The organism is Pseudomonas sp. S2_H10 (assembly GCF_054668285.1).
The window spans coordinates 6,630,648-6,650,657 of the sequence record NZ_CP162754.1; the positions used below are offsets into that span (position 1 = coordinate 6,630,648).

Here is a 20,010-nt window from a genome sequence, read left to right on the forward strand (position 1 = left end):
TCAAATAGAGGATCCGATCCAGGCGGCTTGGGCTTTGTGGACCGTACAGTAACAGCTTGTATGGACAGGAAAAAGACGGGGCCGGGAAGGGGCTGATTTTTTGTAGGAGCTGGCTTGCCGGCGATCAAAACGATGCGATCCATCAGTTTGATCGCATCGCCGGCAAGCCGGCTCCTGCAGGTTAGTGCGGATTGGCCACGGTGAGCATCTGGCCAGGCTTGAGCGCCTGACCGACGCGCGGGTTCCAGCGCTTGAGGTGCTGCATCTCGACATTGAAGCGCTTGGCCACGATGTACAGCGAGTCGCCTTGCTGGACCTTGTACTTGGTCTGCTGCTGCTTTTTGCTGTTCGCTGCGATCACGGTGTTGACGCGCCCGGAGCTGCGTTTGCTGTTGTCCTGCATGACCAGGGTCTGGCCGGGCTTGAGGTTCTTGCCGGAGAGCTTGTTCCAGCGTTGCAGGTCCTTCACGTCAACGTTGTTGGCCTTGGCGATGGAGCCCAGGTTGTCACCGCGCTTGACCCGGTAGGAACGCTTGGCGCTGGCGACCTGGGTGTCGCTTGCGCCTTCGAAGACCGGCTTGAGCGACTTCTTGCTGATCAACTCTTCAGGGCGCATGGTCTGCAGGCTGCTGGTCAGCAGCTGCGCCTTGGAAGTCGGCACCAGCAGGTGTTGCGGGCCGTCGATGGTGGTGCGCTGCTTGAAGGCCGGGTTGAGCTGGAACAGTTCGTCTTCGTCGATGTTGGCCACTTCAGCGACCTTGGACAGGTCCATGCGCTGGTTGATTTCGACGACCTTGAAGTAAGGCTCGTTGGCGATCGGGTTGAGGTTCACGCCGTAGGCTTCCGGCGCCATCACCACTTGCGACAGCGCGAGCAACTTCGGCACGTAGGCCTGGGTTTCGGAGGGCAGCGGCAGGTTCCAGTAGTCGGTCGGCAGGCCAAGGCGTTCGTTGCGCTCGATGGCCCGGCTGACGGTGCCTTCGCCGGCGTTGTAGGCCGCCAGGGCCAGCATCCAGTCGCCGTTGAACATGTCGTGCAGTCGCGTCAGGTAGTCCAGCGCGGCGGTGGTCGACGCGGTGATATCGCGACGGCCATCATAGAAACGGGTTTGACGCAGGTTGAAGTAGCGCCCGGTGGACGGGATGAATTGCCAAAGACCCACCGCGTCGGCCCGGGAATAGGCCATCGGGTTGTAGGCACTTTCAATCACTGGCAGCAAGGCCAGTTCCAGCGGCATGTTGCGCTCTTCGAGGCGTTCGACGATGTAGTGAATGTAGAGGCTGCCACGCTCGCCGGCGTTTTCGAGGAAAGATGGATTGCTGGCGAACCACAGGCGTTGCTGTTCGATGCGCGGGTTGACACCCAGTCCATCCTGCAACTGGAAGCCCTGGCGCATACGCTCCCAGACGTCCTGAGGAATCTGCGGGCTGGGTTTTTCGCTGAGCCAGATCGGCTTCTGCTTGGCGCGCGCGGCGATGTTCGGCGTGTGCGCCGCATCGGTCTGCGGCGCATGGCTGGAACAGCCCGCCAGGGTGGCGGACACAGCCACCGCGATGGCTTGAGCCAAGCGGGTCAATGCGTCTGAACTGATGGCTTTACGAATAGGTGACGACATTGGCTGGAAGTTAGTTCCGGGCAAAAATGTCGGGCGATTCTAGAAAGCGCACCCTGCGCGGTCAACCTTTCAGAATTGTTGCAACCTTTTGAAAGCCCTTTAGAACGTATCTTTCCAAGCCCGAAGCGCAGCAAAAACCATATCGGGCGCCGAGTTATCGGTGCCGGTCCGTTCGTCCGCTTTTTCTTTAACGGATGTTTCGCCGGCGCGCAAAAACGGGTTTGTCAGCTTTTCCAGCGCCAGTGTCGACGGCAGCGTCATGATCCCGGACTCCCGTTGGCGGCTGACTTTTGCCAGGCGTTCGGCGGTGTGCGGATTGTTCGGTTCGACGGCTGCCGCGAACTTCAGATTGCTCAGGGTGTATTCGTGGGTGCAGTAGACCAGCGTGTCTTCGGGCAACGCCGCAAGGCGGGTCAGCGAGCGATGCATTTGTTGTGGCGTGCCTTCGAACAAGCGCCCGCAGCCAGCGGCAAACAGGGTGTCGCCGCAGAACAGCAGCCCGTGATGGTAATAGGCTATATGCCCCAGGGTGTGGCCCGGGACCGCAAAGACGTCGAAGTCCCAGCCGAGCACGCTGACCTTGTCGTTGTCCTTGAGCGCGACGTCGCGCGCCGGGATCTTTTCGCTGGCCGGACCATAGACTTTCGCGTTGGTCGCTTTCTTCAGCAGTTCGACGCCGCCGACGTGGTCATGATGGTGGTGAGTGATCAGAATATCACTCAGTACCCAACCCGGATTGGCGTCGAGCCAGGCTTGTACCGGGGCGGCATCGCCCGGGTCGACCACCGCGCAGCGTTTGCTGCCGTGGTCTTGTAACAACCAGATGTAGTTGTCGGTGAAGGCGGGCAGGGCTGTGATCTGTATCATCGTCGGATTCGCCAAGCGGAAAACATTGGCGCATCTTAGAACTTCCTGGCGCGTTGGAGAATGCAATGACTGATAAAGCGTTCGCACAGGCCGATCCTGACTGGCTGGCGTTGATCAGCGCGGCCCGCGAGTGGCTGGAAGGCCCGATCGGGCAATTCCTGCTGGACGAAGAACGGCGCATGCTCGAAGACGAACTCGGGCGGTTCTTTGGTGGCTATCTGGTGCATTACGGCCCTTCGGCCCAGACGCCGCCGTCAGCGCCGCAGGTACAGCGCAATGTGCGCCTTGGCGCGCCGTTGCCGGGGGTCGAGATTGTCTGCGAGGAACAGGCCTGGCCGCTGAGCGAGCATGCCGCCGATGTGGTGGTGCTGCAGCATGGCCTGGATTTCTGCCTGTCGCCCCACGGCCTGCTTCGCGAGGCGGCGAGCAGCGTACGCCCCGGTGGGCATCTGCTGATCATCGGCATCAACCCCTGGAGCAGTTGGGGCCTGCGGCATGTGTTTGCCCAGGATGCGCTGCGCAAGGCGCGCTGCATTTCACCGTCACGAGTCGCGGACTGGCTGAACCTGCTGGGCTTCGCGCTGGAGAAACGCCGCTTCGGGTGCTATCGTCCGCCCCTCGCGTCACCGGCGTGGCAGATCCGCCTGGCCGGGTGGGAGCGCAAGGCCGGTGACTGGCAACTGTCGGGCGGCGGCTTCTATTTATTGGTGGCGCGCAAGATCGTGGTGGGCCTGCGACCGGTCCGTCAGGAACGGCGCGAGCCGATGGGCAAGTTGATTCCCTTGCCGATGGCCAAGGTCAACCGTCGCAACATCGAACCGTAATACCCATTTTTTATTTGCAGCCGGGCCTGTCCCGGCTTCGGGCGTCGTCGATCAGCGATCGGCGGGCCGGCGCATTTTCTGGATAGATTGGCATGAGCGATAGCGTAGAACTGTTCACCGACGGCGCCTGCAAAGGCAACCCCGGCCCTGGCGGCTGGGGCGCACTGCTGGTGTGCAAGGGCGTCGAAAAGGAACTCTGGGGCGGCGAAGCCAATACCACCAACAACCGCATGGAGCTGATGGGCGCGATCCGTGGCCTGGAAGAGCTCAAGCGGCCCTGTGAGGTGCTGCTGGTGACCGACTCCCAGTACGTGATGAAAGGCATCAACGAGTGGATGGACAACTGGAAGAAGCGCGGCTGGAAAACCGCGGCGAAGGAGCCGGTGAAAAACGCTGACCTGTGGAAGCTGCTCGACGAGCAGGTCAACCGCCACAAAGTCACCTGGAAATGGGTGCGCGGACACATTGGCCATCACGGTAACGAACGGGCCGACCAGTTGGCCAACCGTGGCGTCGATGAAGTGCGCGGGTACAAGCAGACGTGAGTTCACATCGGACCCTGCAGGAGCCGGTTTGCCGGCGATGCTCGTCTGGTTTTAGTCGATCTCATGACCGCCATCGCTGGCAAGCCAGCTCCTACAGATGGCTCGGTGTATCTGAAAGACCCCGGCGAGCGTGTTAACATCGCCGCTTTTGCACGATTGACCGATTGAGAGCTGAGCACTGATGGCCACCAGATCCGTTGTACTCGACACCGAAACCACCGGCATGCCGGTGACCGACGGCCACCGGATTATCGAAATCGGTTGTGTCGAGTTGATCGGCCGACGCCTGACGGGCCGGCACTTTCATGTGTACCTGCAACCCGATCGCGAAAGTGACGAGGGCGCCATCGGCGTCCACGGCATCACCAACGAATTCCTCGTGGGCAAGCCGCGTTTTGCCGAGGTGGCCGACGAGTTCTTCGAGTTCATCAAGGGCGCGCAGCTGATCATCCACAACGCGGCGTTCGACGTTGGCTTCATCAACAACGAATTCGCCCTGATGGGGCAGCAGGACCGCGCGGACATCACGCAGCACTGCTCGATCCTCGACACCCTGATGATGGCCCGGGAACGTCACCCGGGGCAGCGCAACAGCCTCGATGCCCTGTGCAAGCGCTATGGCGTCGACAACTCCGGCCGTGAACTGCACGGCGCCTTGCTCGACTCCGAGATTCTCGCCGACGTCTACCTGACCATGACCGGCGGGCAGACCAGTTTGTCCCTGGCCGGTAACGCCTCCGATGGCAATGGCTCCGGTGAAGGCGCGGATAATTCGGCCACCGAGATCCGTCGTTTGCCGGCGGACCGCCAGCCGACGCGGATCATCCGCGCGAGTGAAGACGACCTGGCCCGCCATGCGGCGCGGCTGGAAATCATCGGCAAATCCGCGGGTGCTCCGGCGTTGTGGGTGCAGTTGGTTGAGGCTGAAGCGCAGGCTTGACCGAGCATTCGCCACACAAGCCCCCTCGCCACAGGGGAACTCCGCGTCGCCACAAGTTGGTGCGTCCCGCTCGCTACATCCGCTGCAACACTCTACCCTGAGGTGATTGGCGGGCTCTGGTCTGCCGCCTCAGGACACTGAGCCTCATGTATAAAGATTTGAAATTCCCGGTCCTGATTGTCCATCGCGACATCAAGGCCGACAGCGTCGCCGGCGACCGCGTGCGGGGCATCGCCCGGGAGCTGGAGCAGGAAGGGTTCAGCGTCGTTTCGGCGGTGGACTACACCGAAGGGCGATTGGTGGCGTCGACTTACCATGGCCTGTCCTGCATGTTGATAGCGTCCGAGGACGCCAGCAGCCATTCGCATTTGTTGCAGAACATGGCCGAACTGATCGGCCTGGCGCGAGTGCGCGCACCGGATCTGCCGATCTTCGCCCTGGGCGAAAAAGTGACCCTGGAAAACGCACCCGCCGACGCCATGGCCGAACTCAATCAGTTGCGCGGCATTCTTTACCTGTTTGAAGACACCGTGCCTTTTCTTGCCCGGCAGGTGGCCCGCGCCGCGCGCAAGTACCTCGATGGCCTGTTGCCGCCGTTTTTCAAGGCGCTGGTGCAACACACCGCGGATTCCAATTATTCGTGGCACACCCCCGGTCACGGCGGTGGCGTGGCGTATCACAAAAGCCCGGTAGGGCAGGCGTTCCACCAGTTTTTCGGGGAAAACACCCTGCGCTCGGATCTTTCGGTGTCTGTGCCCGAGCTCGGCTCCTTGCTCGATCACACCGGCCCCCTGGCTGAAGCCGAGGCCCGTGCTGCACGTAATTTCGGCGCCGATCACACCTTTTTCGTGATCAATGGCACGTCCACGGCCAACAAGATCGTCTGGCATTCGGTGGTCGCTCGCGATGACCTGGTGCTGGTGGATCGCAATTGCCACAAGTCGGTGCTGCACTCGATCATCATGACCGGCGCGATCCCGCTGTACCTGTGTCCGGAGCGCAATGAGCTGGGGATCATCGGCCCGATTCCCCTGAGCGAGTTCAGCCGCGAATCGATACAGGCCAAGATCGACGCCAGCCCGCTGACCAAGGGGCGTTCGCCGAAGGTCAAGCTCGCCGTGGTGACCAATTCCACCTATGACGGCCTCTGCTACAACGCCGAGCTGATCAGGCAGCAACTGGGCAATAGCGTCGAGGTGCTGCACTTCGACGAGGCTTGGTACGCCTATGCGGCCTTTCATGAGTTTTTCGCCGGGCGCTACGGCATGGGCACATCCCGTGATGAAGGCAGCCCGTTGGTGTTTACCACCCATTCCACCCACAAATTGCTGGCGGCATTCAGTCAGGCTTCGATGATCCATGTGCGCGATGGCGGTGCGCGGCAACTGGACCGGGATCGCTTCAACGAAGCCTTCATGATGCACATCTCGACCTCGCCGCAGTACGGCATCATCGCTTCGCTGGATGTGGCGTCGGCGATGATGGAGGGTCCGGCCGGGCGTTCGCTGTTGCAGGAAATGTTCGATGAGGCCCTGAGTTTTCGCCGGGCGCTGGCCAACTTGCGCCAGCACATTGCCGCGGATGACTGGTGGTTTTCGATCTGGCAACCGCCGTCGGCACAGGGCATCGACCGGGTCGTCACCGAGGACTGGTTGCTGCAGCCCGATGCCGACTGGCATGGCTTTGGTGGCGTGACCGACGATTATGTGTTGCTCGACCCGATCAAGGTCACGCTGGTGATGCCGGGGCTGACGGCCGGTGGCGCGCTGAGCGAGCGCGGGATTCCGGCGGCGGTGGTCAGCAAATTCCTTTGGGAGCGTGGCCTGGTGGTCGAGAAGACCGGACTGTATTCGTTCCTGGTGTTGTTCTCCATGGGCATCACCAAGGGCAAGTGGAGCACCTTGCTCACCGAATTGCTGGAGTTCAAGCGCAGTTATGACGCCAACGTCAGTCTGGCCAGTTGCCTGCCTTGCGTGGCGCAGGAGAATGTCGCGCGGTATCAGGGCATGGGCCTGCGCGATCTGTGCGATCAGTTGCATGCCTGTTATCGCAGCAACGCCACCGCCAAACACCTCAAGCGCATGTACACCGTGCTGCCGGAAGTCGCGATGAAACCGGCGGACGCCTATGATCAATTGGTGCGCGGTGAAGTCGAAGCCGTGTCGATCGATGCGCTGGCCGGGCGGATCGCCGCGGTGATGCTGGTGCCGTATCCTCCTGGCATTCCACTGATCATGCCGGGTGAGCGCTTTACCGAGACGACCCGTTCGATCATCGATTACCTGGCGTTTGCCCGTACATTCGATAGCAGTTTCCCGGGGTTCGTTGCTGATGTGCACGGATTGCAACATGAAGATCAGGGCAATGGGCGGTGCTACACCGTCGATTGCATCAAGGAGTGAGGACCTTTCCCAGTATGCAGCCGGTTATAAATCCGATTTACCCAGGGTTGTCGGTACGGGTTGCCGATGACGGTTTTGCCGCCTACATCTGGGGCAGTGATTTCAGTTTTGAAGTCGCGGCCTATGGAGCGGCCGAAATAGGCAAGCCAGTGGCACAGTGGCCGGTCACGCCGATCACGCCTTATCGCAAGTGCTACGGCATCGATCCCGAAGAATTCAGCAGCTTTCGCGATGGCACCGACAGCGCGATTTTCATGGCCTATCTGGATGATCAGCCGGTGGGGCACCTGGTGGTCAGTACCAACTGGAACGGTTTTGCCCATATCGACGAGCTGGCGGTGCATGCACCTGCCCGGCGGCACGGCGTGGCCAAGGCCCTGTTGGATGTGGCGCAATTCTGGAGCCGCAAGAAAAAACTTCCGGGCATCATGCTCGAAACCCAGAACAACAACCTCGGGGCCTGCAGGCTCTATGAGCGTTGCGGTTATGTGATCGGCGGGATCGACCACCTGCGCTATCGCGGCATCGATCCGAACACCGCCGAAGTGGCGCTGTTCTGGTACCGCCTGTTTGAAAACCCGCTGGAGAACCCGCTCAGTTCGTCAGCATCGCCGCGGCTTGTTCCGTGACGATGGCCAGCAGGGCCTGGACCGCCGGAGACGCTTCAGCGTTTTTCAGGGACAGGGCGTAGAGGCTGATCGGGACGGCGGGTGCCAGCGGGCAGGTGTCCAGCCCCGAGGCTTTGGCGCCAAGGGCGGTGAACGGGTCGACGATGGCCAGGCCTTCGCCGGCCTCGACCATGCTACGCATCATCTGATGAGTCTGGACCCGGGTCTGAATCACCGGGGCAGGGCGCAAGCCGTGCAGTTTGTTTTCCAGCGCCGGGCTCAGCGGGTCGTGCCCCTCCAGACCGATCATCGATTGGCCGGCAAGATCCTGTAGGGAAATGTATTTCTGTTTTGGTTGCAGCCAGCCATGGGGGGCGAGCAACTGAAGTTTGCCCTGGGCAATCACCTGGCAATCGAGGTCGGCGTGATCGGGGTCGTGCAGGCTCAGCCCCAGGTCGCTTTCACGCAGCAGCAGGCTTCTGACGATGTCGCGGGTCGGCTGGCTCAGCAGGGTGCAGGGCGCGTCGGGCAGGCGTCGGCGCAGGGCCGCGATGCTGTGTGGCAACAATTGGTTGGCCAACGGCGGGGTGCAGATGATGCGCAGCGGCGGCGCCAGGTATTGCCTGAGGCTGTTGGCCAGGCGCTGTACCGGTTCGAGCGCATCGTAGACCCGGGCAATTTCCACCTGCAGTTCCCGCGCTTCGCGGGTGGCCTGCAATCGTCCGCGAACGCTGGCGAACAGCATGAACCCCAGTTGATCCTCGGCATCACGCAGCAAGCGCTCGACTTCGGTCACCGGCAACTGCAGCCATTCGGCGGCGGTGCCCAGGTGACCGGTCTGCAGGAGCGCCTGGATCACTTCGATATGGCGTAAGCGCATGCGTGAAGTCCATGTTCAGCAGGTGGAGGAGTCAGTGGCTGAATCCTACCCCAAGTCCGCGCATATGACTTCTGCTCATAACGATGGGTTATGAAACGCTGGCGGTTTGCGGTTCACGAGTGATGGTAACGCCGGTTTGCACCAGCATGAACTCATTGTCGTCGACTTTGTTGACACGGTCGCCAATGGCCAGCTTATAGGTGGTGACAGGCCCTGAGCCGTCTACCGCCGGGGTGGATTCCTGGAACTCGTGCACCGAATAAATACGGCCTTCCGCATCTCTTGCATGGAACTGACCGACGAGTACTGCTGCCATCTGCTTAGAACCTCTGGAGATAAATCACTCAATTTGCGGCTCTATAGACCGTGCCTGGGTGAGGTAAGTTTTCCTACGGGAAAAAAATAGTCAGGGACGCTGTTTTCAGTCGCCCGCTGCTTGAATCGTCATCTATAACTACAAGCTCTTCATATCGGACAGTCGAGACATTCCCATGAGCAACGTCTATACGGTCGCCGTCGTGGTCGGCAGCTTGAGAAAGGAATCGATCAACCGCAAGGTCGCACGGGCCCTGGCAGAGCTGGCGCCGGCCAATCTCAAGCTCAGCATCGTCGAGATTGGCGATCTGCCGCTCTACAACGAAGACATCGATGGCGCTTCACCGCCGGCAGCCTACAGCACTTTCCGACAACAAGTGAGCTCATCCGACGCGGTGCTGTTCGTGACCCCGGAATACAACCGCTCGGTGCCGGCGCCGCTGAAAAATGCGATTGACGTGGGTTCGCGTCCGTATGGCAAAAGTGCCTGGAACGGCAAGCCGGGAGCGATTATCAGCGTTTCGCCGGGGGCCGTCGGCGGTTTTGGCGCCAATCACAACGTGCGACAGTCCATGGTGTTCCTCAACGTGCCGCTGATGCAGCAACCGGAGGCCTATCTGGGCAACGCCGGTTCGGCGTTCGACGAGGCGGGCAAGTTGTCCGAGTCGGTCAAGCCGTTCCTGCAAAGCTTCATCAATGCCTTTGGGCAATGGGTCGAGCAGCACAAGAAAGTTTAATGTTCGGCTGCCAGCGCTTCGTCCTGCGAAGCGCTGGATAACCGGCTACAAATCATCGTTTGCATTTCCGACAGCCAGGCGGCCGTTTGCTCCGCCGTCGGTTGTGCCGTGATGCAATAACGGCGGCCGCCCCAGGCCATGATGACCCAGGCTTCGATCGTCGATGCGGATGGCTGCATCGGCAGGTCGCTGCACGCAGCCAAGGCTTCCCGCCATTTTTGCGACAGTTCCTCGTACACCCTGTGATGATGCTTGGGTTCGGCGATCTGATGCTCGATGAGCGACACCGCGTGGTTGAACAGGGGTTGTCGGGCATCGTCGGGGTCGCAGGTCAGGCACACAAGGCGCTTGATGCGGGTTGGCCAGTCCAGGTCGGTTGGCTGGATGACGTCTTGATCCATTTGCGCCAGCAGTACATCCAGGCGATGGCGGATGTAACCCGACAGCAGGGCTTCCTTGCTCGGGAAATAGTCATACAGCGTGCCGATTGCCACACCGGTTTCCAACGCCACTTCGCGGGTGGTCAGCCCTGACCAGCCGTCACGATGCCAAATCCGAACAAAGGCTTCGTAAATCGCCTCGACGGTGAAAATCGCCCGAGCCTGACTCGGCCGTTTCAGCGGCTTGGCGCGGGAATTGACGGTGGGCGAACCGCCCTGGGTGTTTCCGAACCCGCTCTTCATTGGCAGTCATTACTCTTGAGTGACCCGCCACTGTGACGCAGCAGGAGACCGAACATGCAAGATTTCACCACGGTAACACGCCTGATTACCCGCAAAAATGCCCTGGACCAGAGCCGGGTAGAGCAGGCGCAACGCAGCCTGATCCCGGCCGCTGGCGAGGTGATCCTGAAGATTGACCGTTGCGCGTTGACCACCAACAACATTACCTACGCGGCTTTTGGCGATTCAATGAACTACTGGGGGTTTTTTCCTACAGGCCTGGAGGGCTGGGGGCATGTTCCGGCTTGGGGGGTTGCGGACGTCATTGCGTCGACAGTGGCAGGCATCGGGGTGGGCGAGCGGTTCTACGGTTACTTTCCGCTGGCCAGCCACCTATGGATGCGCCCTGAACGCGTCACCGAGCGTGGCTTTTACGATGGCGCCGAGCACCGGGCGGGGTTGACCTCGGCGTACAACCAATACACGCGCTGCAGTTGGGATGCGTACTACAGGCCTGAAACCGAAAACCTGCAGATTTTGCTTAAACCGCTGTTTCTGACTTCGTCGATGCTGGCGGACTTCCTGCAGGACAACCGGTTTTTCGGGGCGACCCGCCTGGTGTTCTCCAGTGCTTCCAGCAAAACCGCCTACGGCACGGCAGTGTGCCTGGAAGATCATCCGCAGCTGCAACGTGTGGCGCTGACGTCCGCCGGCAACAAGGCGTTTGTCGAAAGCCTCGGCTGTTACGAACAGGTGGTGCCTTATGCCGGGTTGGCAAGCGTCGCCGATGACCGTCCTACGCTGTACGTGGATTTTTCCGGCGACCTGGGGCTGCGGGACCGGGTCCACCAGCACTTTGCCGGGCAACTGGTCCATAGCTGCTTCGCCGGCTCTGCGCAAACCACCGATGAGGCGCAGTTGACGGCAATCGAAGGGCCGCAACCGGTGTTCTTTTTTGCGCCGATCCAGATCCGCAAGCGCAATGCGCAATGGGGGCCGGAAGGGGTCAGCCAGCATATAGGCGAAGGGTTGATGCGGTTTTTTCAGCAAGTGACGGAAGGTGAAAAGCCATTGCTGGAGGTCATTGAAAGTCGGGGTTACGAGGCGGCGCAAAGCGTCATTTCCCGCTTGTTCCATGGCCAGGTTCCACCTGTCGAGGGGCATGTGATTCGCTTGTGATGTGATTCGGCGAGGTTTTCCGTTTAGACCAGGCGGGCCTCATCGCGAGCAAGCTCGCTCCCACATTGGATCTCAGTCATACGCAAGTTCTGTGTCCATTGAAGATCCCTGTGGGCGCGAGCTTGCTCGCGATGGGGCCAGCTCATACACAGCAAAGCTCAACCCTGCCCCGGCACATTCGGCCAAAGGTCCGCCACCAGAAACAATCGCTCGGCCTCTTCCCAGTCACCATCGGCATTTTCCATCAGTCGCACCAGTAGTTGTGCCGGCGCCAGCGGGTCCAGGTCATTGAGCCAGGCCTGCATCTGCCCGGGGTTCCAGGTGTGCTCCACCGAATAGTGCGCCGGCGCCAGCCAGGCATGGCGGGGCAGGGGTTGCCAACGCCCCGGCGGGCTTTGGGCCAGCAATGCCGGCCAATCCTTTTGATGCAGCCAGCGCCCGCGCAAATGCTGCGGATGGGCACCCGACGGCGGGGCGGCTTGTCCGGGCCACGGATACAGCAAATACCCTCCCAGCCAGAGATGTGCGCTGAAGGCCTGGATATCCAGCGCCGCCAGCACTTCCCGGCTCTCCGGGCGTGCGGAGATCGGCAATTGATGCTGGCTCAGGTGCGCCAGCTTGCGGTCGAGTCGATCGTGGCAGCCAGGACCCAGCCACTGGGCGGTGTCTTGCCCGTCGCCGGATTGCGGGCCGAGGTAGAGCTTGATCGCCAGTTCCAGGTGATGCACACCGTCGCGGTCGCGCAGCAGCATGTCCAGCTCACCCAGGGTGTGGCCCTCGCGGCGAATCGGCAGGTTCGCGGCAATCAGTTCAATGCCCGGGGCATGCTGCACGGCGAATTGCCACAGGCGTTCGTAGTACAGGCCCAAGCGGCGGGTCCGGGCCTGGGCCAGCCAGTGCAGCAAGCCGTAACTGTCCCGGTCCAGCTGCCGCAGCCAGTGTTCCAGACGCTCCGGTGCCAGCACCCAGTCGCTGCCGGCCAATGGATGGCGCTGCGGCCACGGGGTATCGGCGAGCATGGGCGGCGCGAGGATGACCCACGCCAGGTCACGCACTTCGGGATGGCGTAACTGGTGGGGCAGGTGGAGCAAATCGGGAAATAGCATCATCTTGCGAGCATAGCCTGAAACCCGGGCACACCCTTGAAGCTGAAAGGATTTTGTCTACGGGCGGCTTTCGCCCATAATCGTGGTTTTCGCCGCCACGCAGATCCCCGCAGGAGCCCCATGGAGCAATTTCGCAATATCGGCATCATCGGTCGCCTGGGCAGTTCCCAGGTGCTGGATACCGTCCGCCGACTGAAACGGTTTCTGCTCGATCGTCACCTGCACGTGATCCTCGAAGACACCATCGCCGAAGTGCTGCCAGGGCACGGCCTGCAAACCTCGTCGCGCAAGATGCTCGGCGAAGTCTGCGACATGGTCATCGTGGTCGGTGGTGACGGCAGCCTGCTCGGCGCCGCCCGGGCACTGGCCAAACACAATATTCCGGTGCTCGGCATCAACCGCGGCAGCCTGGGCTTCCTGACCGACATCCGCCCCGACGAGCTGGAAACCAAGGTCGCCGAAGTGCTCGATGGCCACTATCTGGTGGAGAACCGCTTCCTGTTGCAGGCCGAAGTCCGCCGCCACGGCGAGGCCATCGGCCAGGGCGACGCCTTGAACGATGTGGTGCTGCACCCCGGCAAATCCACGCGAATGATCGAGTTCGAGCTGTACATCGACGGCCAGTTCGTCTGCAGCCAGAAGGCCGACGGCCTGATCGTCGCGACGCCGACCGGCTCCACCGCCTATGCGTTGTCTGCCGGCGGGCCGATCATGCATCCCAAGCTCGACGCTATTGTGATTGTGCCGATGTACCCCCATACCTTGTCGGGTAGACCGATTGTGGTCGACGGCAACAGTGAGCTGAAAATCGTCGTGTCCAAGGATATGCAGATTTACCCGCAAGTCTCGTGCGACGGGCAGAACCACTTTACCTGCGCGCCCGGCGACACCATAACCGTGAGCAAAAAAGCCCAGAAGCTGCGGCTGATTCACCCGCTCGACCACAACTACTATGAAGTCTGCCGGACCAAGCTCGGCTGGGGCAGCAAGTTGGGGGGTGGAGGCGACTGATGCTCGATCCCGCGCGTAGCTACGACCTGATCGGTGACGTGCATGGTTGCGCTCTGACCCTGGAGCACTTGCTCGACCGACTCGGTTATCACAAACAGGGTGGCGTCTGGCGCCATGCTTCGCGCATGGCGGTGTTCGTCGGCGACATCATCGATCGCGGTCCGCGGATTCGCGAGGCGCTGCACATCGTCCACGACATGGTCGAGGCCGGTCAGGCGCTGTGCATCATGGGCAACCATGAGTTCAATGCGCTGGGCTGGGCCACGCCGGCGTTGCCCGGCAGCGGCAAGCAGTTCGTGCGCGAGCACACGCCGCGCCATGCCCGCCTGCTGCACGAAACCCTGACCCAGTTCGAACACCATCCGGGCGACTGGCACGACTTCCAGCAATGGTTCTATGAGTTGCCGTTGTTCGTCGATGCCGGGCGTTTTCGCGTGGTCCATGCTTGCTGGGATGCCGGGCTGATCGAGCCGCTGCGCGCGTTGTTCCCCAACGGTTGCATTGACGAGCCTTTTCTCCAGGCGTCGGCAGAGTCGGGTTCATTTGCCTGCACCGTGTTCGACCGGCTGCTGCGCGGCACCGACATGCGCTTGCCCCACGGCCAGACCATGACCAGCGGCGACGGCCTGGTGCGTTCGTTCTTTCGCACCAAGTTCTGGGAAGACGATCCGAAAACCTACGGCGACATCGTGTTCCAGCCCGATGCACTGCCGGAACCGGTGGCCCTGACGCCGCTGACTTCCACGGAAAAAAACAACTTGCTGCGTTATGGCAGCGACGAGCCGCTGTTGTTCGTCGGCCATTACTGGCGCAGCGGCAAACCTGCACCGATCCGGCCGAACCTGGCCTGTCTGGATTACAGCGCGGTGCTGTACGGCAAACTGGTTGCCTATCGACTGGATCAGGAAACTCGCCTCGATCCGCATAAATTCGTCTGGGTCGATGTCGAGCGGCCGGAGGTTTTGCAATGAGTGCTGTAGCGGTATTGCGTCTGCCATTGGCAGTGGACTTGAGCGGGTTCGTCACGCTGCTCAAACGCATGCAAGTGCCCCATCGGGTCAGCGAGGAAGCTGGCGAGCAGGTGCTGTGGGTACCGCAGAACATCAGCGAAGACGTGCGTGCGCTGTACGAACGTTTTCCGGCGGGCGACCCCGATCAGCAACTGGACATTCCGGTGGCGCAAACCATCAAGCGTCCGGGATTCGTCGAGCAGTTGAAATACGCCAGGGCCACTGCGCTGATATTGCTGCTGAGCATCATCGTCGGCGCGGTCACGCTGCTGGGCGACAACCTTGAAACGATGCGCTGGCTGACCTTCCTCGAATTCCGCGTGGTCGGCGACTACATCCATTTCACGCCACTGGCCGACAGCCTGGCGGCGGGGCAGTGGTGGCGCCTGTTCACGCCGATGCTGATCCACTTCGGCATCCTGCACCTGGCGATGAACGGCATGTGGTACTGGGAGCTGGGGCGACGCATCGAGTCGCGCCAGGGCAGCATCAACCTGATCGGCCTGACCTTGCTGTTCAGCCTGGTGTCCAACTACGCCCAGTATTACTTCAGCGGCCCGACCCTGTTCGGTGGTTTGTCCGGGGTGCTGTACGGCCTGCTCGGGCATTGCTGGATCTTCCAGCTGCTGGCGCCGAACCCGGCTTATCGCCTGCCGCGCGGCGTGCTGGTGATGATGCTGGTGTGGTTGCTGCTGTGCCTGTCCGGGCTTGTGTCGATGATCGGCTTCGGCGAGATCGCCAACGCGGCCCACGTCAGCGGGTTACTCATCGGATGCTTCAGCGGTTTGTTGGGCGGTTTGTATAACCGCCGTAAACTGGCCGCCTAAATCAAGAACATGCAATAAAGAGACGGAGACCCAATGTCCTCTTTTAACGAAATGATCAAGAACATCACCCCCGATATCTACGAGAGCCTGAAACTGGCCGTGGAAATCGGCAAATGGTCCGACGGTGGCAAGCTCACCGCCGAACAACGCGAGCTGTCGTTGCAGGCGATGATCGCCTGGGAAATCCAGAACCTGCCCGAAGACCAGCGTACCGGCTACATGGGTCCGCAGGAGTGCGCCTCGAAGTCGATCGAAGTGCCGAATATCCTGTTCAAGTCGGATGCCATCCATTGATCGAGATTGGCCGCGGTGCAATCAGCAAAATGTCGGCGCGCCTTGACGGGCCGAACGTGCAATACGCTTTCCGTCTGGGCGAAACCGAGGTCCCGGTCAATCCGTTGATCGGCACCACGGTGCGCCTGGAATACCTGGGTGCGATCCACTGCATCCATTGCGGACGCAAGACCAAGACCAGTTTCAGCCAGGGTTACTGTTACCCGTGCATGACCAAGCTGGCCCAGTGCGACGTGTGCATCATGAGCCCGGAGCGCTGCCACTTCGACGCCGGCACCTGCCGCGAGCCGGAATGGGGCGAGAAGTTCTGCATGACCGATCACGTGGTGTACCTGGCCAACTCGTCGGGGGTCAAGGTCGGGATCACCCGTGCCACCCAGTTGCCGACCCGCTGGCTCGACCAGGGTGCGAGCCAGGCGTTGCCGATCATGCGCGTGTCGACCCGGCAACAGTCGGGTTTCGTCGAGGATCTGCTGCGCAGCCAGGTGGCCGACAAGACCAATTGGCGTGCTTTACTCAAAGGCGATGCGGCGGCGGTGAACCTGGCCGAGGTCCGCGATCAACTGTTCGACAGCTGCGCTGAAGGGCTGCTGGGGTTGCAGGAACGATTTGGCTTGCAGGCGATCCAGAAGGTTACCGACGTTGAGCCGCTGGAAATCCGCTACCCGGTCGAGCAATACCCGGCGAAGATCGTCAGCTTCAACCTGGACAAGAACCCGATTGCCGAAGGCACGCTGATGGGGGTCAAGGGTCAATACCTGATCTTCGATACCGGCGTGATCAACATTCGTAAATACACGGCTTACCAGCTCGCCGTGCATCAGTAAGGACTCCAGCATGCGCACCGAACAACCGAAGATGATCTACCTCAAGGACTATCAGGCGCCCGAGTACCTGATCGACGAAACACACCTGACCTTCGAGTTGTACGAGGACCACAGCCTGGTCCATGCGCAACTGGTGATGCGCCGCAACCCCGAGCGTGGCCCGGGCCTGCCGCCGCTGGTGCTGGACGGCCAGCAGCTGGAACTGCTGTCGGTGACCCTGGCCGACCAGGAACTTGCCGAGGCGCAGTATCAACTGACCGAGAATCACCTGACCCTGCACCCGACCAGCACCAGCTTCACGGTCGATACCAGCGTCAGGATCCACCCGGAAACCAACACCGCGCTGGAAGGCCTGTACAAGTCCGGCACGATGTTCTGCACCCAGTGCGAGGCCGAAGGCTTCCGCAAGATCACCTATTACCTCGACCGCCCGGACGTGATGAGCACGTTTACGACCACGGTGGTCGCCGAGCAGCACAGCTATCCGGTGCTGCTGTCCAACGGCAACCCGATCGCTTCCGGCCCCGGCGAAGACGGCCGGCACTGGGCGACCTGGGAAGACCCGTTCAAGAAACCGGCGTACCTGTTTGCGCTGGTGGCCGGTGACCTGTGGTGCGTCGAAGACAGCTTCACCACCATGAGCGAGCGCAACGTGGCGCTGCGCATCTACGTCGAGCCGGAAAACATCGACAAGTGCCAGCACGCCATGAACAGCCTGAAGAAATCCATGCGCTGGGACGAAGAGGTCTACGGGCGCGAGTACGACCTGGACATCTTCATGATCGTCGCCGTGAATGACTTCAACATGGGCGCCATGGAGAACAAGGGCCTCAATATCTTCAACTCCAGCGCCGTGCTGGCCAAGGCTGAAACCGCCACCGACGCCGCGCACCAGCGGGTCGAGGCGATCGTCGCCCACGAATACTTCCACAACTGGTCGGGCAACCGCGTGACCTGCCGCGACTGGTTCCAGCTGTCGCTCAAGGAAGGCTTCACCGTGTTCCGCGATGCCGGTTTTTCCTCGGACATGAACTCGGCCACGGTCAAGCGCATCCAGGACGTCGCCTACCTGCGCACCCACCAGTTCGCCGAAGACGCCGGCCCCATGGCCCACGCCGTGCGCCCGGACAGCTTCATCGAGATTTCCAACTTCTACACCCTGACCGTGTACGAAAAGGGCTCGGAAGTGGTCGGCATGATCCACACCCTGCTCGGCGCCGAAGGCTTCCGCAAAGGCAGCGACCTGTATTTCGAACGCCACGACGGCCAGGCCGTGACCTGCGATGACTTCATCAAGGCCATGGAAGACGCCAATGGCGTGGACCTGACCCAGTTCAAACGCTGGTACAGCCAGGCCGGTACCCCGCGCCTGGCGGTGAGCGATTCCTACGACGCCGCGGCGAAAACCTACAGCCTGACTTTCCGCCAGAGCTGCCCGCAAACCCCGGACAAGGTTGAAAAACTGCCGTTCGTGATCCCGGTCGAACTGGGGCTGCTGGACGCCAAAGGCGCGGCGATTGCCCTGCGCCTGTCCGGTGAGGCGGCCGCGCAAGGCACTTCGCGGGTCATCTCGGTGACCGAGGCCGAGCAGACGTTCACCTTTGTCGACATCGCCGAACAGCCGTTGCCGTCGTTGCTGCGTGGCTTCTCGGCACCCGTGAAGCTGAGCTTTGCGTACAACCGCGATCAGTTGATGTTCCTGATGCAGCACGACAGCGACGGCTTTAACCGCTGGGATGCCGGCCAACAATTGTCGGTGCAGGTGTTGCAAGAATTGATTGGCCAGCAGCAGAAGGGCGAAGCGCTGGTACTCGATCAGCGTCTGGTGTCGGCGCTGCGTGCGGTGCTGTCGGACGAGTCGCTGGACCAGGCGATGGTCGCCGAAATGCTCTCGCTGCCGAGCGAAGCGTATTTGGCCGAGATCAGCGAAGTGGCGGATGTCGATGCCATTCACGCTGCTCGCGAGTTTGCCCGCAAGCAACTGGCGGACGCGTTGTTCGAAGGTTTGTGGCTGCGTTACCAGGCCAATCGCGATTTGTCCAAGCAGACGCCGTACGTGGCCGAAGCGGAGCACTTTGCCCGCCGCGCATTGCAGAACATCGCGCTGTCGTACCTGATGCTTAGCGGCAAGCCCGAAGTGTTGGCTGCAACCCTGGAGCAGTTCGATGCTTGCGACAACATGACCGAGCGTCTGACCGCGCTGGCGGTGTTGGTCAATTCGCCGTTCGAGGCCGAGAAAGCCAAGGCACTGGCCAGTTTCGCCGAGCACTTCAAGGACAATCCGCTGGTCATGGATCAGTGGTTCAGCGTTCAGGCCGGCAGCGTGTTGCCCGGTGGTCTGGCGCGGGTCAAGGCGTTGATGGAGCATCCGGCGTTCAACATCAAGAACCCGAACAAGGTGCGGGCGCTGGTCGGTGCGTTTGCCGGGCAGAATCTGATCAACTTTCATGCGGCTGATGGGTCCGGGTATCGGTTCCTGGCCGACCTTGTGATTGAGTTGAATGGCTTTAATCCGCAGATTGCTTCTCGTCAGTTGGCGCCTTTGACTCGCTGGCGCAAGTATGACGGTGCGCGTCAGGCTTTGATGAGGGGGGAGTTGGAGAGGATTCGGGGTTCGGGGCAGTTGTCCAGTGATGTGTTTGAGGTGGTCAGCAAGAGTTTGGCCTGAGTCTGTTGTTGACCTTGGCGGCCTTTGGGCCGACCAGGTTTTTGGTTGATTGAGTACATATCCGTTTTTTTGGTTACGGCTGCTTATGGTTTCGCCCTTACGGCGAGTCACTTTTTTTACAAACGCCTAAAAAAAGTAACCAAAAAAACGCTCGCCCCTGGCGTCCGGCCCCTCGCTTAGGCTCGGGGTTCCTTCGCTCCGGCATTCATCCGGGGGCATCGCCCTCCGGTTGGCTTCGCTGGCACCTACATGCGATGAGTTCGACTGCGTCGAACGGCGCTGCGCGCCAATCCCCGGATGAACACCTCCACTCAGCCTTCCGAGGGGGCGGGTGGATCAAGATCAAGAGCTGCAGGCGAGCTAACGCTCGGCCTGATGAGTGGTGAAGAGCGGAGGTGTACGCGGCTTTTGCTTTTTGCTTTTTGCTTTTTGCTTTTTGCTTTTTGCTTTTTGCTTTTTGCTTTTTGCTTTTTGCTTTTTGCTTTTGCTTTTTGCTTTTTGCTTTTTGCTTTTTGCTTTTGCTTTTGTTTTTGCTCTTCTGTGGGAGCTGGCTTGCCAGCGATGGCGGTGTGTCAGGTGGAGCCGGGTTGGCTGGGGTGGCGCCATCGCCGGCAAGCCAGCTCCTACCCGGAGGTGTGTACATCCTCACGATCAGGCCGGCCGGTAGGCCGCCTCGCTTTGGCTTTTGATGTG

Annotated in this window: 20 protein-coding genes; 13 read left to right on the forward strand and 7 right to left on the reverse strand. The window is 61.0% G+C overall.

Annotation, left to right across the window (positions count from 1 at the left end):
• Positions 1 to 181 precede the first annotated feature (181 nt).
• Positions 182 to 1,615: a LysM peptidoglycan-binding domain-containing protein gene (locus tag AB4O16_RS30095; RefSeq protein ID WP_460156596.1), complete on the reverse strand. Its 1,434-nt coding sequence runs from the start codon at positions 1,613 to 1,615 to the stop codon at positions 182 to 184.
• Positions 1,616 to 1,714: 99 nt separating this feature from the next.
• Positions 1,715 to 2,482: a hydroxyacylglutathione hydrolase gene (gene gloB, locus AB4O16_RS30100; protein ID WP_160389830.1), complete on the reverse strand. Its 768-nt coding sequence runs from the start codon at positions 2,480 to 2,482 to the stop codon at positions 1,715 to 1,717.
• A 65-nt stretch (positions 2,483 to 2,547) separates the two neighbouring features.
• On the opposite strand from gloB, the gene AB4O16_RS30105 reads away from it, so the two are divergent.
• The 5 genes from AB4O16_RS30105 (at position 2,548) to AB4O16_RS30125 (ending at position 7,822) form a co-directional block, all read left to right on the forward strand.
• Positions 2,548 to 3,306: a class I SAM-dependent methyltransferase gene (locus tag AB4O16_RS30105; RefSeq protein WP_460156597.1), complete on the forward strand. Its 759-nt coding sequence runs from the start codon at positions 2,548 to 2,550 to the stop codon at positions 3,304 to 3,306.
• Between the two features lie 92 nt (positions 3,307 to 3,398).
• The gene (gene rnhA, locus AB4O16_RS30110) at positions 3,399 to 3,851 is read left to right on the forward strand and encodes a ribonuclease HI (protein WP_095059896.1); all 453 of its coding nucleotides are present in this window, start codon (positions 3,399 to 3,401) and stop codon (positions 3,849 to 3,851) included.
• Between the two features lie 181 nt (positions 3,852 to 4,032).
• On the forward strand, positions 4,033 to 4,791 hold the full coding sequence (gene dnaQ, locus AB4O16_RS30115) for a DNA polymerase III subunit epsilon (protein WP_160389816.1): 759 nt from the start codon (positions 4,033 to 4,035) through the stop codon (positions 4,789 to 4,791).
• Between the two features lie 146 nt (positions 4,792 to 4,937).
• Positions 4,938 to 7,193 (forward strand): Orn/Lys/Arg family decarboxylase, encoded by a 2,256-nt coding sequence (locus AB4O16_RS30120; RefSeq protein WP_160389817.1) that lies wholly within the window; start codon positions 4,938 to 4,940, stop codon positions 7,191 to 7,193.
• A gap of 14 nt (positions 7,194 to 7,207) precedes the next feature.
• Complete coding sequence (locus AB4O16_RS30125; RefSeq protein ID WP_160389818.1) at positions 7,208 to 7,822, forward strand: GNAT family N-acetyltransferase; 615 nt, start codon at positions 7,208 to 7,210, stop codon at positions 7,820 to 7,822.
• On the opposite strand, the gene AB4O16_RS30130 is transcribed toward AB4O16_RS30125, so the two are convergent.
• Entirely contained in the window at positions 7,788 to 8,681 is an 894-nt protein-coding gene (locus tag AB4O16_RS30130) for a LysR substrate-binding domain-containing protein (RefSeq protein ID WP_160389819.1), read from the reverse strand. The genes AB4O16_RS30125 and AB4O16_RS30130 overlap by 35 nt on opposite strands.
• 88 nt (positions 8,682 to 8,769) lie before the next feature.
• Positions 8,770 to 8,997, reverse strand: coding sequence for a hypothetical protein (locus AB4O16_RS30135; protein WP_150719307.1), 228 nt, complete (start codon positions 8,995 to 8,997; stop codon positions 8,770 to 8,772).
• A gap of 175 nt (positions 8,998 to 9,172) precedes the next feature.
• Here AB4O16_RS30135 and AB4O16_RS30140 point away from each other — a divergent pair, with 175 nt between their 5' ends.
• Positions 9,173 to 9,733, forward strand: a complete 561-nt coding sequence (locus AB4O16_RS30140; protein WP_160389821.1) for an NADPH-dependent FMN reductase — start codon at positions 9,173 to 9,175, stop codon at positions 9,731 to 9,733.
• On the opposite strand, the gene AB4O16_RS30145 is transcribed toward AB4O16_RS30140, so the two are convergent.
• Positions 9,730 to 10,416 carry a TetR/AcrR family transcriptional regulator gene (locus AB4O16_RS30145; RefSeq protein WP_160389822.1) on the reverse strand — a complete coding sequence of 229 codons (687 nt, stop codon included), beginning with the start codon at positions 10,414 to 10,416 and terminating at the stop codon, positions 9,730 to 9,732. The two genes, AB4O16_RS30140 and AB4O16_RS30145, sit on opposite strands and share 4 nt — an antisense overlap.
• Positions 10,417 to 10,470: 54 nt before the next feature.
• On the opposite strand from AB4O16_RS30145, the gene AB4O16_RS30150 reads away from it, so the two are divergent.
• A complete protein-coding gene (locus tag AB4O16_RS30150; protein ID WP_460156598.1) occupies positions 10,471 to 11,574 on the forward strand; it encodes a DUF2855 family protein in 1,104 nt (367 codons plus the stop codon).
• A 158-nt stretch (positions 11,575 to 11,732) separates the two neighbouring features.
• On the opposite strand, the gene AB4O16_RS30155 is transcribed toward AB4O16_RS30150, so the two are convergent.
• The gene (locus tag AB4O16_RS30155; RefSeq protein WP_460156599.1) at positions 11,733 to 12,683 is read right to left on the reverse strand and encodes a DUF1853 family protein; all 951 of its coding nucleotides are present in this window, start codon (positions 12,681 to 12,683) and stop codon (positions 11,733 to 11,735) included.
• A gap of 117 nt (positions 12,684 to 12,800) precedes the next feature.
• On the opposite strand from AB4O16_RS30155, the gene AB4O16_RS30160 reads away from it, so the two are divergent.
• The 6 genes from AB4O16_RS30160 to pepN are packed head-to-tail and all read left to right on the forward strand — an operon-like array spanning position 12,801 to position 19,317.
• Positions 12,801 to 13,691: an NAD(+) kinase gene (locus AB4O16_RS30160; protein ID WP_008016128.1), complete on the forward strand. Its 891-nt coding sequence runs from the start codon at positions 12,801 to 12,803 to the stop codon at positions 13,689 to 13,691.
• Positions 13,691 to 14,662 carry a metallophosphoesterase gene (locus tag AB4O16_RS30165; protein ID WP_160389825.1) on the forward strand — a complete coding sequence of 324 codons (972 nt, stop codon included), beginning with the start codon at positions 13,691 to 13,693 and terminating at the stop codon, positions 14,660 to 14,662. Before AB4O16_RS30160 ends, AB4O16_RS30165 begins: the two co-directional genes overlap by 1 nt.
• Positions 14,659 to 15,528, forward strand: coding sequence for a rhomboid family intramembrane serine protease (locus tag AB4O16_RS30170; protein ID WP_460156600.1), 870 nt, complete (start codon positions 14,659 to 14,661; stop codon positions 15,526 to 15,528). Before AB4O16_RS30165 ends, AB4O16_RS30170 begins: the two co-directional genes overlap by 4 nt.
• A 33-nt stretch (positions 15,529 to 15,561) precedes the next feature.
• Positions 15,562 to 15,822: a YeaC family protein gene (locus tag AB4O16_RS30175; protein WP_060540507.1), complete on the forward strand. Its 261-nt coding sequence runs from the start codon at positions 15,562 to 15,564 to the stop codon at positions 15,820 to 15,822.
• The gene (locus AB4O16_RS30180) at positions 15,819 to 16,649 is read left to right on the forward strand and encodes a DUF2797 domain-containing protein (protein ID WP_160389827.1); all 831 of its coding nucleotides are present in this window, start codon (positions 15,819 to 15,821) and stop codon (positions 16,647 to 16,649) included. Before AB4O16_RS30175 ends, AB4O16_RS30180 begins: the two co-directional genes overlap by 4 nt.
• A 10-nt stretch (positions 16,650 to 16,659) precedes the next feature.
• Complete coding sequence (gene pepN / locus AB4O16_RS30185) at positions 16,660 to 19,317, forward strand: aminopeptidase N (protein ID WP_460156601.1); 2,658 nt, start codon at positions 16,660 to 16,662, stop codon at positions 19,315 to 19,317.
• Positions 19,318 to 19,677: 360 nt separating this feature from the next.
• On the opposite strand, the gene AB4O16_RS30190 is transcribed toward pepN, so the two are convergent.
• A complete protein-coding gene (locus AB4O16_RS30190; protein ID WP_460156602.1) occupies positions 19,678 to 19,932 on the reverse strand; it encodes a hypothetical protein in 255 nt (84 codons plus the stop codon).
• Positions 19,933 to 20,010: the final 78 nt, after the last annotated feature.

Coding starts and splice junctions, on each gene's coding strand:
- AB4O16_RS30125 (WP_160389818.1), top strand. CDS start 7,208: ATGCAGCCGGTTATAAATCCGATTTACCCAGGGTTGTCGGTACGGGTT.
- AB4O16_RS30160 (WP_008016128.1), top strand. CDS start 12,801: ATGGAGCAATTTCGCAATATCGGCATCATCGGTCGCCTGGGCAGTTCC.
- dnaQ (WP_160389816.1), top strand. CDS start 4,033: ATGGCCACCAGATCCGTTGTACTCGACACCGAAACCACCGGCATGCCG.
- AB4O16_RS30130 (WP_160389819.1), bottom strand. CDS start 8,681: ATGCGCTTACGCCATATCGAAGTGATCCAGGCGCTCCTGCAGACCGGT.
- AB4O16_RS30135 (WP_150719307.1), bottom strand. CDS start 8,997: ATGGCAGCAGTACTCGTCGGTCAGTTCCATGCAAGAGATGCGGAAGGC.
- AB4O16_RS30150 (WP_460156598.1), top strand. CDS start 10,471: ATGCAAGATTTCACCACGGTAACACGCCTGATTACCCGCAAAAATGCC.
- AB4O16_RS30095 (WP_460156596.1), bottom strand. CDS start 1,615: ATGTCGTCACCTATTCGTAAAGCCATCAGTTCAGACGCATTGACCCGC.
- AB4O16_RS30105 (WP_460156597.1), top strand. CDS start 2,548: ATGACTGATAAAGCGTTCGCACAGGCCGATCCTGACTGGCTGGCGTTG.
- gloB (WP_160389830.1), bottom strand. CDS start 2,482: ATGATACAGATCACAGCCCTGCCCGCCTTCACCGACAACTACATCTGG.
- pepN (WP_460156601.1), top strand. CDS start 16,660: ATGCGCACCGAACAACCGAAGATGATCTACCTCAAGGACTATCAGGCG.
- AB4O16_RS30155 (WP_460156599.1), bottom strand. CDS start 12,683: ATGATGCTATTTCCCGATTTGCTCCACCTGCCCCACCAGTTACGCCAT.
- rnhA (WP_095059896.1), top strand. CDS start 3,399: ATGAGCGATAGCGTAGAACTGTTCACCGACGGCGCCTGCAAAGGCAAC.
- AB4O16_RS30175 (WP_060540507.1), top strand. CDS start 15,562: ATGTCCTCTTTTAACGAAATGATCAAGAACATCACCCCCGATATCTAC.
- AB4O16_RS30120 (WP_160389817.1), top strand. CDS start 4,938: ATGTATAAAGATTTGAAATTCCCGGTCCTGATTGTCCATCGCGACATC.
- AB4O16_RS30165 (WP_160389825.1), top strand. CDS start 13,691: ATGCTCGATCCCGCGCGTAGCTACGACCTGATCGGTGACGTGCATGGT.
- AB4O16_RS30140 (WP_160389821.1), top strand. CDS start 9,173: ATGAGCAACGTCTATACGGTCGCCGTCGTGGTCGGCAGCTTGAGAAAG.
- AB4O16_RS30145 (WP_160389822.1), bottom strand. CDS start 10,416: ATGAAGAGCGGGTTCGGAAACACCCAGGGCGGTTCGCCCACCGTCAAT.
- AB4O16_RS30170 (WP_460156600.1), top strand. CDS start 14,659: ATGAGTGCTGTAGCGGTATTGCGTCTGCCATTGGCAGTGGACTTGAGC.